The sequence below is a fragment of the Pyrinomonas sp. genome, from assembly GCF_040289685.1.
In the GTDB taxonomy this organism is placed as follows: domain Bacteria; phylum Acidobacteriota; class Blastocatellia; order Pyrinomonadales; family Pyrinomonadaceae; genus Pyrinomonas.
Window position 1 is genome coordinate 1 of sequence record NZ_PSLQ01000007.1, and the last position, 15,029, is coordinate 15,029.

General features: G+C 60.8%; 12 protein-coding genes. 11 read left to right on the forward strand and 1 reads right to left on the reverse strand.

Going from position 1 to position 15,029, the window contains the following annotated elements:
- Positions 1-249 precede the first annotated feature (249 nt).
- Positions 250-885, forward strand: coding sequence for a hypothetical protein (locus C4334_RS02915; protein ID WP_352430585.1), 636 nt, complete (start codon positions 250-252; stop codon positions 883-885).
- A 166-nt stretch (positions 886-1,051) separates the two neighbouring features.
- On the opposite strand, the gene C4334_RS02920 is transcribed toward C4334_RS02915, so the two are convergent.
- Positions 1,052-1,330, reverse strand: a complete 279-nt coding sequence (locus C4334_RS02920; protein WP_352430586.1) for a hypothetical protein — start codon at positions 1,328-1,330, stop codon at positions 1,052-1,054.
- Between C4334_RS02920 and polA the strand changes: the two genes are divergently transcribed.
- From polA to C4334_RS02970, 10 genes are all read left to right on the forward strand, one after another.
- Positions 1,322-3,997, forward strand: coding sequence for a DNA polymerase I (gene polA, locus C4334_RS02925; RefSeq protein WP_352430587.1), 2,676 nt, complete (start codon positions 1,322-1,324; stop codon positions 3,995-3,997). The two genes, C4334_RS02920 and polA, sit on opposite strands and share 9 nt — an antisense overlap.
- A gap of 318 nt (positions 3,998-4,315) precedes the next feature.
- Positions 4,316-4,714 carry a response regulator gene (locus tag C4334_RS02930; protein ID WP_352430588.1) on the forward strand — a complete coding sequence of 133 codons (399 nt, stop codon included), beginning with the start codon at positions 4,316-4,318 and terminating at the stop codon, positions 4,712-4,714.
- Positions 4,715-4,809: 95 nt separating this feature from the next.
- Positions 4,810-5,757 carry a bifunctional 5,10-methylenetetrahydrofolate dehydrogenase/5,10-methenyltetrahydrofolate cyclohydrolase gene (locus C4334_RS02935; protein WP_352430589.1) on the forward strand — a complete coding sequence of 316 codons (948 nt, stop codon included), beginning with the start codon at positions 4,810-4,812 and terminating at the stop codon, positions 5,755-5,757.
- Positions 5,758-5,761: 4 nt separating this feature from the next.
- Positions 5,762-6,376 carry a dephospho-CoA kinase gene (gene coaE / locus C4334_RS02940; RefSeq protein ID WP_352430590.1) on the forward strand — a complete coding sequence of 205 codons (615 nt, stop codon included), beginning with the start codon at positions 5,762-5,764 and terminating at the stop codon, positions 6,374-6,376.
- Positions 6,377-6,484: 108 nt separating this feature from the next.
- Positions 6,485-8,158 (forward strand): peptide ABC transporter substrate-binding protein, encoded by a 1,674-nt coding sequence (locus tag C4334_RS02945; protein ID WP_352430591.1) that lies wholly within the window; start codon positions 6,485-6,487, stop codon positions 8,156-8,158.
- 415 nt (positions 8,159-8,573) lie between these two features.
- Positions 8,574-10,526 (forward strand): peptide ABC transporter substrate-binding protein, encoded by a 1,953-nt coding sequence (locus C4334_RS02950; protein WP_352430592.1) that lies wholly within the window; start codon positions 8,574-8,576, stop codon positions 10,524-10,526.
- A gap of 27 nt (positions 10,527-10,553) precedes the next feature.
- Positions 10,554-11,474 (forward strand): ABC transporter permease, encoded by a 921-nt coding sequence (locus C4334_RS02955; protein ID WP_352430593.1) that lies wholly within the window; start codon positions 10,554-10,556, stop codon positions 11,472-11,474.
- 6 nt (positions 11,475-11,480) lie between these two features.
- Entirely contained in the window at positions 11,481-12,560 is a 1,080-nt protein-coding gene (locus C4334_RS02960) for an ABC transporter permease (protein WP_352430594.1), read from the forward strand.
- Positions 12,561-12,593: 33 nt separating this feature from the next.
- Complete coding sequence (locus C4334_RS02965; RefSeq protein ID WP_352430595.1) at positions 12,594-13,670, forward strand: ABC transporter ATP-binding protein; 1,077 nt, start codon at positions 12,594-12,596, stop codon at positions 13,668-13,670.
- 16 nt (positions 13,671-13,686) lie between these two features.
- Positions 13,687-14,766, forward strand: coding sequence for an ABC transporter ATP-binding protein (locus C4334_RS02970; RefSeq protein ID WP_352430596.1), 1,080 nt, complete (start codon positions 13,687-13,689; stop codon positions 14,764-14,766).
- Positions 14,767-15,029 lie beyond the last annotated feature (263 nt).

Genomic DNA, 15,029 nt, shown 5'->3' on the forward strand with positions numbered 1-15,029 from the left:
GCCCCCGCCTTTAGGCTGGGGTACTTGACCTGTTTACGGCTGAAACGAATCGGCTTCGGTCGAACGCGAAAACCGAAAAAGCAAAAATCGTTCCCCGCGAGCTTCGCCTCTCCTCCGTTGCACGGAAGTTCGGCATTTGCAGCTTGCGCTGCCAGTAACCGCGCTAGCTCTCTTGCTCTGGTTGTAGCTTTTGTGCCACGCTTGCTGTCGCGCAAAAACCACACTCTGTGACGAAAAAGGGAGTGAAGAATGCAGCCCTACGAAGTGCAGTCCTTGCCGCTGGCGATCCGCGGCGTGCATTACTACAAGATTTCCAAGCGGTACACATACCGAGGCGACCTGTTGATCACGGATGGATGCCTCTATTTCATCACGCGCGAATCGCTCGAAGAGGCTCGGGAGAAGAGCGAGAGGAAATTCCGCTTGGCGCTGGAAGCCTCCTTGCGCGTGTCACACTTCATGCCGCTGATCTCTCACCTGTTTATGTTCGGCATACCAGCGTTGATCGGCATGCGACGCGCGACCTCGGCCTTGCGCATGGCGTTGTTGGGTCCTGCAACCAAAGTGGAGCCTAAACCGCAGGCGTGGTGGTTGCAAGAATTCCAGCTCGGCAGCGAACGCATCGCCGAGCATGAACTACGCCGCGCGCTGGACGCCTACGTTGCGCGGGCGCGGGCCGAGCGCCGCGATCCTCTCTTTCCGCCAGAAGACGCGCACTTGCCCGAACCGGAGCGGTTCGCGCGCGAGGAGATCCGCGATCTGAAGCTCGACTCGCGCGGCGAATTGAGCTTCTACGCCCATGCGGACCGACATGATTTTGCCGTCGGGCGCCGCGCGCGCGACCCGTTGCACCGCGCCCTCAAAGCGGGGCGGTTCATCTTTTGAGTTTTGGACGCAGCGCTAACGTCCGCTTTCTCAAAGGCGCGACGCCCGCGCGCCGCAAGAGCAGCGACGCCGTCAAGACGAAGGGCACGGCGCGCTCAACGAACTTGCGCTTCGGCGAAAGCGCGGCATGGACTTCCGTTTGCCGTAGGACATAGGATAGTAGGACTCAGATCGGCGTCCATCGCGTGGCGATCAGCTGTTTGGCTGCAGCGCGCCTTCCCCCTGCTGCTGGTCCAGCGCGCAGTTTGTCCGGCGCCCTTTTCGACGTGTGTTGACACTCGATGAACGCGGCTCTTATCATCTTTTCCGCATGCCGCGCCAGAAGACGAAAAGCGAAGAGCAAACGGCGAAAAAGCGGAGCGCTGCAGCAGACCAGCCGCAAACGAAGCGAGACGAACGCGCTGAGCCGCGCGAAAGATTGTTCCTCATCGATTCGATGTCGCATATTTTTCGCGCCTACTTTGCGCCCATGAGCGCGCGGCTGGAACCGCTCACCAACAGCAAGGGGCAAGTAACGCAAGCGATCTTCGTCTTCACCAACATGCTGCGCAAACTGCTCGCCGAAGAGCGACCCGATTACGTCGCCGCCGTGTTCGAATCGGGCATCCCGACCTTTCGCCACGAAAGCTTTGCCGCCTACAAGTCGAATCGCGCCGAGATGCCCGATGAGTTGGCTTCGCAACTGCCTTGGATCATGCGCGTATGCGAAGTCTTCCGCGTCCCTATCATCAACGTTCCGGGCTATGAAGCTGACGACGTGATCGGCACGCTCGCCGTGCGCGCCGCCGAACGTGGCATTCAAGCGGTGATCGTCTCCAACGACAAAGACATGTGCCAGTTGGTGCGCGATCCGTTGATCGTCTGTTTGCGGCAGAACCCACAAAACGTTAAGCGGCGCGAGCCTGTTCCGCCCGTCGAATGGTGCGACGAGGCATGGGTCAAAGCTCGTTTCGGCGTTCCCCCGGAGAAGATCCCCGATCTGCTCGGATTGATGGGCGATCCGATCGATAACATTCCGGGCGCACCCGGGATCGGCGCCAAAGGCGCCGTCCAGATACTCGAACAGTTCGGTTCGATTGAGAACGCGCTCGCCCACTGGGAACAGGTGAAGAACAAACGTTATCGCGAAGCGCTGCGCGATTACGCCGACCAAATCCTTCAATCGCGCCAGCTAGCGACGATTCGCACCGATGTGCCCATTGAGATCGAGATCGAAAGTTTGCGCGCACGCGAACCCGACCGCGCCGCCGCCTACGCGCTCTTTCGCGAACTCGAATTCCGCGCGTTGATGCGCGAATTCGCCGACGCGGCGCATCTTGCGCGCGGAGAAGATTCCGCGCACAAAAGCTATCGGCTGATCAAGACGCGCGAAGAACTCGAAAGGCTCCTCGACCGCTTGTGGAATACAGAGGGCTGGGGCTTTGCCGTCGCTGATTCCACGCCCGCCGGGGCCGGGCAGCAAGGCGGCGCGCACGATGCGCGTGGCCTGCCTGCTGGGGTCGCTATCTCGACCGCCGCGCGCGCGGCTAGCTACATCGATCTAGCGGGATTCGAAGGCGGACCAGAGGTCGCCGCCGACATGTTGCGCGATGCATTCAGCAACGGTCTGCTCGCCAAATCCGTGCATGATTTGAAGCGCGCGGTCGCTTTGTTGGACCAGTTAAAAGTGGAGATCGAAGGCGTCGCCGACGATACGTTGCTCGCCGCCTACCTGCTCGATCCTGTACGCAGCCGTTACGAGTTGAGCGATCTGGCGCGCGATGCCACGGGCGCCGAAGCGTGGACTGAACCGCTCGCCGGGTGGACCGCCGAAGCGTGGCGCACGGCAGAGGCCGCCGATTTGACTCTGCAAGCGGCGGACGTGCTTCACGGGCGTGTGCTCGAGCAGGGGTTGGAGATGATCTACCGCGAAATAGAACTGCCGCTCGCGCCATTGCTTTATCGCATGGAACGGGCTGGACTGCGCGTCGATCCTCAGGTTTTGCGGGAGCTGTCCGGGTACTTCGGCGAAGAGCTGCGCAAGCTGACTGAGCGCATCTACCGTCTCGCCGGACGCGAATTCAACATCAACTCGCCGAAGCAAGTTGCCGAAGTCTTCGAAGAGCTGAACATCACCACCGGGCGCAAGACTTCCACAGGGCGCATGTCAACCAGTCGCGCGTTGCTCGAAGAGCTGGCCGTGCAGTATGAACTCCCGCGCTTGATCATCGAGTATCGCGAACTCGACAAACTGAAGAGCGTCTACACCGACTCCTTGCCCGAACAGATCGCTGCCGACGGGCGCATTCACTGCCGTTTGAATCAAACGGTGACGGCCACCGGCAGGCTCTCTTCGAGCGAACCGAATCTTCAGAACATCCCGATCCGCACCGAGCTGGGCCAGCGCATTCGCCGCGCCTTCATTCCGGATGAAGGCTGTTTGTTCGTCTCCGCCGATTACTCGCAACTGGAATTGCGATTGCTCGCGCACATCACGCGCGATCCCGTCATGCTCGAAGCCTTCCAAAAAGGCGAGGACATTCACGCGCGCACGGCGCAACTGGTCTTCGGGGCCAGAAACGAAGCCGAGATGCGCGAAAAGAGGCGGCTCGCCAAAATCGTCAACTTCGCCATCGCCTACGCCATCGAACCTTACGGACTCGCTCAACGGGTCGGCATCTCGCGCAAAGAGGCCAAAAAAGTGATCGAAGACTACTACAACACGTACAAAGGCGTGCGCCGTTTCATGGAGGAGACGGTTGAACGAGCGCGACGCGAGGGCGTGGTCCGGTCCATCTTCGGTCGCATCCGCCCCATTCCGGCAATCAACGACCGCAACGCGCAGGTACGCGCCCGCGCCGAGCGCGAAGCGATCAACATGCCGATTCAAGGGACGGCGAGCGATATCGTGAAACTGGCCATGTTGCGCGTGGACGAAGCCTTTCGCCGCGAGCAGATGAAGGCTCGGCTCGTCATGCAAGTGCATGACGAACTGTTGGTCGAAGCGCCGCGCGAAGAAGCCGAACGCGCCGCCCAAATCCTCAAACGCGAGATGGAGACGGCTGTCGAACTCGCTGTGCCGCTGCGAGTCGAGGTCGGCATCGGCCCGAATTGGATGGACGTCAAAAATTGACCGGCTGCCGCCGTCAACTGAGGTGACAGCGACGAAAAAGGCGCAAGAAATCTTGCGAGATCGGTTAACCCTCGATCGCACAGAAAGTTAGACGATAAAGCGAAGGGTCCAGCGGAGAGCGCTTTACGCTTCCGGGCGTCGCTTCAACCGCATCGTATGTCGCCTGCCGGAGTGGACGTCCCGACTAATTCTTCATCAAGCGGGCTTCTTGATTTACAGGTCATATCTCGCCGGAGGGCGCGGAACGGCTTTTGCTCTACGTGCGATGGAAGTTTCATCATCGTTGGATTTGCCGGATCCAGTTCGCGGGATGGCTGCATGGATGAGAAGGTCAGAATACTTTACGTCGAAAAGCATGCGTTGGTCTTTCTCACCGTCAAACAGATGTTGGAGCAGGAAGGGTGGGAGGTTGATGCCGCGCGCAACTGGTCGGACGCCAGCAAAAAGATCGCGCAGGAGGTGCCTTACGATCTCGTCATCCTCGAATGCCAGGTGGGCGGCAAAAGCGGGCTTGAGCTGCTTCGTCAGTTACGCTCCTTGCCGCACCGGCGGCAGACGCCCGTTTTGATCTTCACCGAGGATGATTGTTTGAGCGACGCGCTGAGCGCTGGCGCCGACGCCTACTTACCCAAACCGGAGGGTGTTTGCAGCATCGTGGCGACGGTGCGCCGGCTGTTGCGCACGCGAAAGGTGATCCGTCACCAGAACGTGCACTGAGCGGCGGTGACTGAAAGAAGCGGGGAGATATCAGCGCGTCAAGGACGCTGCTCTCGGGGGCGAGAATGTGTTAGTATCGGCGCACACGAATGATCATGGAGCGAAGAAGTGAACGCGCCGTGCTGCTCGACGGCACGCGCATCGCCGAGGAGATCAAGCGCGAAGTCAGCGAAGAGGTTGAGCGTTTGAAGGCGGAGCACGGGATCGAGCCCTGTTTGGTTGCGGTGCGCGTTGGCGATGATCCCGCTTCGGCCGTTTACGTGCGCAACAAAGTGAATACAAGCGCGGCGCTCGGGCTGCGTTCGGAACAGCATGCGCTCGCCGCTTCGACCAGCACGGCGGAATTGCTCGCGCTCGTCGCGCAGCTCAACCAGCGCGAGGACGTGGATGGCATCCTCGTGCAACTTCCGTTGCCGTCGCAGATCAACGCGGCGCGCGTGTTGGAAGCGATCGATCCGGCTAAGGATGTTGATGGATTTCACCCGCTCAACGTCGGGCGGATGATGCTGGGCCAGCCGGCGCTGTTGCCGTGTACGCCGACTGGCATCATCGAGCTGCTGGTCCGCTCCGGCGTTGAGATCAGCGGCGCGCACGCTTGCGTCATCGGGAGAAGCAATATCGTCGGGCGGCCGCTTGCGCAACTGCTTTTGCAAAGGGATGCGACCGTGACCGTCTGCCATTCGCGCACGCGCGACTTGCCGTTGTTGACGCGGCAGGCGGACATCTTGATCGCGGCGACGGGGCGCATCGCTCTTGTTCGCGGCGAACACATCAAACCGGGCGCGACCGTAATCGATGTCGGCATTAATCGTCTGACCGATGAAGCGCAGGCGCGCGAGCTTTTCGGCCCGCGCGCTGACGAGCGCATAGAAGCGATCCGGCGGCGCGGTTACACGCTCGTCGGCGACGTTCATCCGGCCGAAGCCGAATTGGTTGCCGGACGTTTAACGCCTGTGCCCGGCGGCGTCGGGCCGTTGACGGTCGCCATGCTCATGCGCAATACCGTTACGGCAGCGCGGCGCAGGCGTCTGGGCGACGTTTGAAGCGATGTTGCGCGTCGGGTTGACAGGTTCGATTGCCGTCGGCAAATCGTTCGTCGCTTCCGTGCTCGGCCAACTCGGTTGCCACGTGATCGATGCTGACGAAGTGGCGCGCGCCGTGGTTGCTCCCGGCAGTTTGGGTTTACAAGCGGTGGTCCGAGAGTTCGGCGAAGAGGTTTTACGTTCAGATGGATCGCTGGACCGGGCGCGTTTGGCTGCCATCGTCTTTGCCGATGCAAAACGGCGCGCGCGCTTGAACGCTATCTTGCATCCACTCATCATCGCCGAGCAGGAAGAACGGTTGAAAAGTCTGGAAAGCGAGGACCCGTGCGGGATCGCGGTCGTCGAAGCGGCGCTGATCATTGAAGCCGGCAGTCGCCATCGTTTCGATCGGTTGATCGTCGTCCATTGTCGGCCCGAAGTGCAGATCGAGCGTTTGATGCGAAGAAACAGGATCTCGCGCGAAGAGGCGGAACGCTTGATCGCGGCCCAAATGCCGCAGGAAGAGAAGATGCGACATGCGGACTTCCTGATCGATTCTTCCGATGGGTTCGACGACGTGCGTCGTCAGACGGAGGAGGTTTACCGTCGGCTGCGCGCGCTGACCGATGCTTGTCGGTAGCGAAGTTGCAGGCATCAGCTCTCGAATCACCGGGGTGCGAGAGGAGATCCGTTGCGTTTCGTCACATCATGCTGTTGGCAAAGTGCGTGGCCCGCACGTCCCCTTCGCGTGGCAGCGTTGCTGCTGTCAGCGCTTCTCATCGGCGCCTGTTTCCCTGAAGACGAAACGCCTTATTTCGGGCGCGTGGTCGTGCCGAAGCGGCAAGAACTGCGATGGAGCGATGGCGGGTTGCCGCGCGTCTTTGATCCGGCCTTGGCCATCGCTCCGCCCGATACGGATGCTGTGCGAGCCATGTTCGAAGGTCTGACGGAACTCGATGCGCAGACGCTTCGTCCGCTGCCGGCCATCGCTTCCGCTTGGGAAGCGGCCTCCGATGGGCGCGAATGGACCTTTACGCTTCGGCGTGACGCCCGCTGGTCCAACGGTGATCCCGTGACGGCTCATGATTTCGTGCGATCTTGGCGGCGGGCGTTGAATTTCGGGCAGAAGGCCGCGCACGCTTCGCTCATCGAGAAGGTTGCTGGCGCGGCGGAGGAAGCCGCTGGCTCGAAGGCTGAAAAGTTCGGCGCCGAAGCGCTTGACGACTACGTCTTGCGCGTTCGACTGCGCGAACCGGACCCAGACTTTCCGGTCATGGTGTCGCACCCAGTCTTTCGTCCAGTGCATCGTTCGGTTAATGCCGATGGTGCCGCTGCTGTTGTCAACGGCCCCTTCGCGCTCGATCGCGTGGACCGGCAAGAAGTGGTGCTTGTGCGTCGTGCGGACTACTGGGACGCGCAAGCCGTTACCTTGGAGCGCGTTCGTTTCATCGCGGCGGATGGCGAGGAATCGCTCGCGCGCTACCGTGCGGGCGAGCTTGATGCTGTCACCAACGTCGCGCTTGAACCCGTCGCCGTCAAATTGCTCGCTTCTTACAAAGACCTTCGCCGTTCGACCTTCGCCGCGCTGACCTTTTACTTGTTCAACATCACACGCCCGCCGTTGGACGATCGGCGCGTGCGCGAGAGTTTGGCCCGCGCCATCGACCGCGAACGGTTGGTGCGCGACGTGCTCGGCGGCGTCGGCGAGTCGGCGACGAAATTCTTACCTTTCGGCCCGTCCCCGGACGAGAGCGTTCAACTGAGATACGATGTTGCGCGCGCGCGCGCGTTGCTTGCAGAAGCGGGCTTCCCTGCCGGGCAGAACTTTCCGCGCTTGAGGTTGCTCATCAACCGCAACGAGCAACACCGGCTGGTGGCCGAAACGGTGGCCGCGATGTGGCGTAATGCGCTCGGCATCGAGACGGAAGTCGTCGTCAAAAGTTGGGAAGAGTACGAAGCCGCTCTGCGCGCGGGCGATTACGATCTGGCGCGGCGAAGCGCCGTGGTTCAATCAGCCAGCGAGCGGGCGAGCATTGAACACATGTTCGCGCTCCCGTCGGACGCCTTCTTCGAACGCAACTCGCAAGAGCAATCCGCCATCTCCGAGATCGCACTGCATCGGCAATTGATCGCTCCGCTCGCGGTGAAGACCGAGGAGGATGCGCTGCGGGAATGGCCAGCAGTGCCGCTCTATTTCGCCTCTTCCATTTCGCTGGTGCGCCCCTATGTGATTGGGTTTAATGGCGGTCTGTTCGATGCGCCCACGCTCAAGTTCGTGCGACTCGACCTCGGGTGGCGCGCGCCACAAGGGAAGGGCGCGACGCTTGGAAAAGAGCGCGCTCCCCTCTTGCCGGATGATGCGCTGGCCGGTCGCGGGGCGAAAACAGAGGTCAAAGCGCGCTTCGTCGGAGGATGCGACTGAGGCTCGCTCCAGCGATGCGAAACGCTGGCTTGAACTCTAAGGCGGCAGGATGGGGCGGCGAGCTTGAGTTCGAAACGGAAAGATGAATCGGCGGAACCGACCACACGGACTCGAATTGGGAGTGGAAAGCTGAATCAGCGACTTCGAACGGGAGCTTGCGTGCGTGTCGGAAAGACCCTGCTGGTCGTAGAAGAGCAACCAATTGACCGGCGTGTGACATCTTCGCAAACGATGCGCGCTTTTCGGGCACGCCGAGGAGCGCGAAAATCCGTCTTGTCAGGTGCGCAGCGCGCGTGATAACGTGCTCCGGCGATCGAGGCGGAACGGGCATGTCGTCCGGTCATGACGGATGAACTTCAGCGTTTGATCGCGCCCGCGCGAAAATCTTCAAGCGATCTTCCCAGAGGTTGTAGGGATGAGAAATTTCAAGAGCTGGACCGGTCTAGCCGCGACGTTGGCGTTGGCGCTGACGGTCGCTTCCTGTTCTGTGCAAACGGGCGACGCGGAATTTTTCGGCTCGGTGAAGCCGCCTGCTGGTCAAGTGATGCGTTACGTTTCGGGATCGGAACCTGAGTCGCTCGATCCGCAGATGAGCACCGGTCAACCGGAAGGGCGTTTATACTTGGCGCTGTACGAAGGTTTGACCGAATACCATCCGGTGACTTCCGAGCCGATCCCGGCCATCGCCGAGCGTTGGGAGGCGAACGCTGATTCTTCCGAGTTCATTTTCTATTTGCGAAGAAACGCTCGCTGGTCCAACGGCGACCCGATCACCGCCCACGATTTCGTCTACACTCTCCGTCGCGGACTCGCGCCCGAACTCGCTTCGCGTAGCGCATATATGGCCTATTACATCAAGTACGCCCAAGCCTACAACGAGGGCGGCGTCTTCGTCCGCGATCCGCGCACAGGCGACTTCCTGTTGGAAAAAGATGTGCCGACGGCCGAGGGCGAGGCCAAAAAGAGCGATCCAGCGAGCGAGACCTCAGCCGCGGGAGAGAATCCAGCCTTCGATACGCCGTTTCACCGCTTCATCTACTCGCCGACGCGACTCGTGCTCCCCGGCACGGAGAAGGAAAGAGCCGCCCTGTTCAAGAGCAGCCCAAAACTCGCCGAGTTGGTCGTCGGCAAAGAGTTCGTCCCCGTCCGCGCTGAAGACATCGGCGTCGAAGCGATCGACGATTACACCTTGCGCATTACGCTCACGCAATCGGCCCCCTTTTTCGTCGGCGTCTTGCCGCATCAGTTCTTTCGCGTCGTCCCGCGGCAGGCCATCGAGCGATACGGCGAGGCGTGGACCAAACCGCAGAACATCATCACGAGCGGACCGTTCATCCTGCAAGCCCATCGCCCCTACAACGAGATCGTGCTGGTGAAGAATCCGTACTACTGGGACGCCGCTAGGGTGCGGTTGGAGAAGTTGATCTTCTACCCGTTGGAGGACATCACGACCATGATGAACCTCTACAAATCCGGGCAGTTGGACGCCACCTACAATCACACAGTGCCGACCGGATGGATCGATTTCATCCGTCCGCTCAAAGACTACATGGACGCGCCGGAAGTGGCGATCGGTTACGTTCAGATCAACACCACGCGCCCGCCGATGAACGACGTGCGCGTGCGTCGTGCCTTCAGCTTGGCGATCGATCGCCAAGCGCTGGCTAAATATCAACGGGTCGTCAAACCCTTGACGGCGTTCACGCCCGAAGGGATCTTTCCGAACTACCCGCAACCGAAAGGCGCGGACTTCAATCCGGAGTTGGCGCGAAAACTTCTGGCCGAAGCTGGTTACCGCGACGCTGCGGGCAACTACGATCCGCGCAAGTTCCCTGCCGATCAGGTCGAATACTTGTACAACACTTCGGACCGCAACAAAGAGGTCGCCGAGTTCTTGCAAGCCCAGTGGAAGCAGAACCTAGGCATCACGGTTTCGTTGCGTAACATGGAGTGGCGAACCTTTCTCGATCGGCGTTCTAAACTCGACTACAAAGGCTTTGCGCGCGGCGGTTGGGTCGGCGATTACATCGACCCGTTCACCTTCCTCGGACTCTTCTATTCTAAAGGCGGCGACAACGGCACTGGTTGGTGGGACCCGAAATATGTCCGCATGCTCGATCAGGCAAATCACACGCTCGATCCACAACGGCGCTACGCCTTGTTGGCCCAAGCAGAGAAGTACCTGCTCGACGCGCAACCCGTGATCCCGCTATTTACCAATGCCTCCAACTGGATGAAGAAGCCGTACGTCAAGGGGCTGTACCCGAACCCGATGACCATGCACGCATGGAAGTTCGTCTACATCGAACACGACCCAGCGAAGTGGGATCGCGGGATGCCGTCAACGGAGATCGTGGCCGAAAAATAGTCGCTCGGCGATCTGGGACGAAAGAAGATGCTGCGTTTCATCATTCGACGTTTGATCATCACCGTGCCGATGGTGCTGGTGGTCATCTCCTTGACATGGGGGTTGATTCGACTGGCGCCCGGCAACTTCTACTCAGGCGAGAAAGCTTTGCCGCCCGCCATCGAGAGGAACATTCGCGAGAAGTACGGTCTCGATCGTCCTTGGTACCAGCAGTACTGGCGCATGCTGAGCAACGTTGTGCGCGGCGACTTCGGTATCTCGCTGCGGTATCAAGGGCAATCGGTCAATCAGATACTGGCGCAGACGCTGCCCGTCTCGGCGACGCTCGGCATTCTCGCCTACTTGCTGGCGCTCGTCGTCGGGATCACAACCGGCACCCTCGCGGCGCTCAAACAGAACTCGCGTCTCGATTACCTCTCGATGGCATTGGCGATGCTCGGCATTTCGATGCCGAACTTCGTTCTCGGTCCGATCCTCGTGCTCATCTTTTCGCTCACGCTCTACTGGCTGCCGCCAGCGCGCTGGGGCGGGGTGCCGAGCTGGAATCTGGTGCTGCCGGTGCTGACGTTGTCGGCTGTTTACATGGCCTACATCGCGCGCCTGACGCGCGCTGGGATGCTCGAAGTGCTGCGTTCCGACTACATTCGGACGGCGCGTGCCAAGGGCTTGAGCGAACGGGCCGTGATCATCCGGCACGCGATGCGTGGGGGGCTGTTGCCAGTGGTCTCCTTCACTGGACCGGCGCTGGCCTTTCTCGTTTCGGGCACGGTGGTGGTCGAGCGCATCTTCGCCTTGCCCGGGTTGGGGAACTATTTCGTCAACGCGAGTTTGAACCGCGATGAGCCGTTGATCATCGGCATCGTCGCCTTTACTTCGATCATGATCATGTTGCTCAACTTGGCGGTGGATGTCGCCTACGGGCTGATTGATCCGCGGATAAGGTACTAGAGCGTCATGGAAGAGAGAAAAGAAGAGCGAGTTACGACCGAAACCGAACCGGCGTTGACTCCGCGCGGGACGACGCCGGAGTCGCTGGCGCGCGCCGGCGATCAGATACACATGTCGCCGGAACTGGCCGTCGGCGAAGGCGACATCCGATCGACGGAAGAAGGCGAAGAGGTGGTTGTCGGCGTCTCCTTGTGGCGCGATGCTTGGCGTCGCTTGCTGCGCAACAAGCTCGCCGTTTTCGGCATGGTCGTCGTCGCGTTGGTGGCGCTCGCTTCCATCATCGGCCCGCCTATCATCCGTTGGACCACCGGCTACACCTACGACTACATCCCGCGCGATCAAGAATTGATCCGCGCCTTTCCGCCGTTCACTGCGCCCGATGGGTCCTTTTCGTGGAAGCATCCGATGGGCACGGACAACGCCGGACGCGACATCCTGGCGCGCGTGCTGGTCGGTGGGCGCATCTCGCTCATGGTCGGGATCATCTCGACGCTCGTCTCGTTGGTGATCGGCGTCGCCTACGGCGCGACGGCCGGTTACTTGGGCGGGCGCGTCGACAACATCATGATGCGCATCGTTGATGTGCTCTACGCGCTGCCCTACATGTTGATCGTCATCGTTCTGCTCGCCGTGTTCGGGCAGCGGTCGCCGATGGGCCAGTTGGTCCTGCTCTTCGTTGCGCTCGGTGCCGTTTCATGGCTGACCATGGCGCGCATCGTGCGCGGGCAGGTGATCTCGTTGAAGAACCAAGAGTTCGTGCTCGCGGCGCGCGCCACGGGCGTCTCCACGCCGAAGATCATCTTTCGCCATTTGGTGCCAAACGTGCTCGGTCCGGTGGTCGTCTATGCGACGCTGACCATCCCTTCGGTGATGTTGCAAGAGGCGTTCCTGTCGTTTCTCGGATTGGGCGTGCAGGCGCCGCTGTCGTCGTGGGGCAGCTTGGTGGCCGATGGCGTGCAGAATCTCGCCATCTTCCCGTGGCAGATGATCTTTCCGGGCGTGACGATGGCCTTGACGCTCTTTTCTTTGAACTTTTTGGGCGATGGGTTGCGCGACGCGCTCGATCCGCAGATGCGGAAAGTCTAGCGCCGAGATTTCATACCGGGCGACGCGATGAAGATGAACGAAACACTGCTGTCAGTCAGAAACTTGCGCACCTACTTTTACAGCGAAGATGGCGTGGTCAAAGCCGTCGACGACGTCAGCTTCGATCTTCGACGCGGCGAGACGTTGGGCATCGTCGGCGAATCGGGATCGGGCAAGTCCGTGACCAATTTGTCGGTTATGCGGCTCATCCCGGAACCACCAGGGCGCATCGTCTCGGGCGAGATACTCTTCAACGGCCAAGATCTTCTCGCGTTGACTGCGGACGACATGCGACGCGTGCGCGGCAAGCGGATCGCGATGATCTTTCAAGATCCGATGACCTCGCTCAATCCGTTCATGCGCATCTCGCGGCAGTTGATGGAGATGACAGAACTCCACCTCGGCTACTCGCGCGCGCGCGCACGCGCACATGCCATCGAGATGCTCCAGCGCGTCGGCATCCCGGATGCGGCATCGCGCGTGGATTCATACCCACACGAGTTCTCGGGCGGCATGCGCCAGCGCGTGATGATCGCCATGGCGCTTTCGTGTGAACCGGAATTGCTCATCGCGGACGAGCCGACCACCGCGCTCGACGTGACGATTCAAGCGCAGATCCTCGAACTCATCAAACGCTTGAAAGAGGAGACCGGCACGAGCGTCATTTTGATCACGCACGATCTCGGCGTCGTCGCCGGTATGACCGATCAGATCATCGTGATGTACGCGGGCAAGGTCTTCGAGCGCGCGCCGACGCGCAAGCTCTTCGCGACGCCGGCCAACCCTTACACCAAAGGGCTTCTGCGCTCAGTGCCGGACCCGGCACACGAGCGCGGGCGAGAGCTGTATCAAATCCCGGGATTGCCGCCCGATGTCGCGCACCTTCCACCTGGCTGCCCGTTCGCTCCGCGCTGTGCGCACGTTGAAGAGATATGCCGACGCGAGTTCCCGCCATTGGTCCAGATCGCACCGGACCACTATTCGCTCTGCCATTTCGCCGAAGCCGTCTATGCCGAATCTTTGCGCGAGCGCGAAGCCCGAAATCAAAGCGGCATCGCCTCGGCGATCAAACGGGGACCGGAGATGAACCTCTCGACGGAGTCGCGCTGAAAAGGGGGTGAAGCCGATGTTGACCGAACAGACTGGATCAGCAGGCAACGGCGCTGAGAAGTTGCTCGATGTGCGCGATCTGCGCGTCCATTTCGACCTCGGCGGCGGAGCGTTTTGGGACCGGGTTGCTGGCGGCAAGCCCATGCGACGCATCGTCAAGGCCGTTGATGGCGTAACGCTCGCCGTGCGCGTCGGGGAGACTTTGGGGCTGGTCGGCGAATCCGGTTGCGGCAAGTCGACGTTCGGGCGCGCCGTTTTACGTTTGGTCGAACCGACGGGCGGGCAGGTCATCTTTCGCGGACGCGATCTGGCGCGCTTGTCGAAAGAGGAGATGCGGCGCGAACGACGACACTTGCAGATGGTCTTTCAAGACCCTTATGCCTCTTTGAATCCGCGCATGACCGTGCGCGACATCATCGCCGAACCGTTGGAGACTTTCGGGCTGGCCCGCGGACGAGAGGCTGACGAGCGCGTGCGCGATTTGATGCGCCGCGTCGGGTTGAGCCCGCGTTTCATCAAACGCTACCCGCACGAGTTCTCCGGCGGACAACGTCAGCGCATTGGAATTGCGCGCGCCTTGGCGCTTCGTCCCGATTTAATCGTCGCCGATGAGCCGATCTCGGCGCTCGACGTTTCGATTCAAGCGCAGATCATGAATTTGTTGCAACGCTTACAGCGCGAGTTCAATTTGACTTATCTGTTCATCTCGCACGATCTGCGTGCGGTACGTCACATGTCGGACCGCATCGCCGTGATGTACCTCGGACGAATCGTCGAGCTGGCCGAGGCGCGGGCCGTTTACGAAGAACCATTGATGCCGTACACCAAGGCGCTCATTTCAGCCGTGCCGGTGCCGGATCCAGAGATCGAAGCGCGTCGTCGTCGAATCGTTCTCGAAGGCGACGTCCCTTCGCCGATCAATCCGCCTTCAGGCTGCCGGTTTCGCACGCGCTGCCCATATTCAATCGCCGAGTGCGCCGAGGTGGTGCCGCCGCTGGTCGAGATCAAGCCGCGCCACTTCGCCGCGTGTATTCGCATCAGTCCGGAGGAGCCGCACATCGAGCGCGTCGCGCCGTCGAGCGCGCCCGGACTTTAAGTCCGTTGCGGCGACAAGCGGCGTGTAGCTTTTGTGAGCGCGCCTTGAGTCGCCTTTTCGCCCATACGGTCAAACGGCGCGCGGTTCTGAAATCAGCGCCCGATTGCGTCTATTTAGTTTGATAGGTGGGCAGGCATTCGCGCAAGGTGCTCCTTGCGCGCGGCGCTTTTGGCAGACGACGAGCGATGGAGCGACGCGACTGTCCGCCAAAGATCGCGGCTCCTTCGAGGTATTTTAAAACGAAGCGCATGGTGCGGGTGCGC

Excerpts from the sequence above, each read along its gene's own strand:
- C4334_RS02915 (WP_352430585.1), top strand. The coding sequence starts at position 250 with ATGCAGCCCTACGAAGTGCAGTCCTTGCCGCTGGCGATCCGCGGCGTG.
- polA (WP_352430587.1), top strand. The coding sequence starts at position 1,322 with ATGTCGCATATTTTTCGCGCCTACTTTGCGCCCATGAGCGCGCGGCTG.
- C4334_RS02920 (WP_352430586.1), bottom strand. The coding sequence starts at position 1,330 with ATGCGACATCGAATCGATGAGGAACAATCTTTCGCGCGGCTCAGCGCG.
- C4334_RS02930 (WP_352430588.1), top strand. The coding sequence starts at position 4,316 with ATGGATGAGAAGGTCAGAATACTTTACGTCGAAAAGCATGCGTTGGTC.
- C4334_RS02935 (WP_352430589.1), top strand. The coding sequence starts at position 4,810 with ATGGAGCGAAGAAGTGAACGCGCCGTGCTGCTCGACGGCACGCGCATC.
- coaE (WP_352430590.1), top strand. The coding sequence starts at position 5,762 with ATGTTGCGCGTCGGGTTGACAGGTTCGATTGCCGTCGGCAAATCGTTC.
- C4334_RS02950 (WP_352430592.1), top strand. The coding sequence starts at position 8,574 with ATGAGAAATTTCAAGAGCTGGACCGGTCTAGCCGCGACGTTGGCGTTG.
- C4334_RS02955 (WP_352430593.1), top strand. The coding sequence starts at position 10,554 with ATGCTGCGTTTCATCATTCGACGTTTGATCATCACCGTGCCGATGGTG.
- C4334_RS02960 (WP_352430594.1), top strand. The coding sequence starts at position 11,481 with ATGGAAGAGAGAAAAGAAGAGCGAGTTACGACCGAAACCGAACCGGCG.
- C4334_RS02965 (WP_352430595.1), top strand. The coding sequence starts at position 12,594 with ATGAACGAAACACTGCTGTCAGTCAGAAACTTGCGCACCTACTTTTAC.
- C4334_RS02970 (WP_352430596.1), top strand. The coding sequence starts at position 13,687 with ATGTTGACCGAACAGACTGGATCAGCAGGCAACGGCGCTGAGAAGTTG.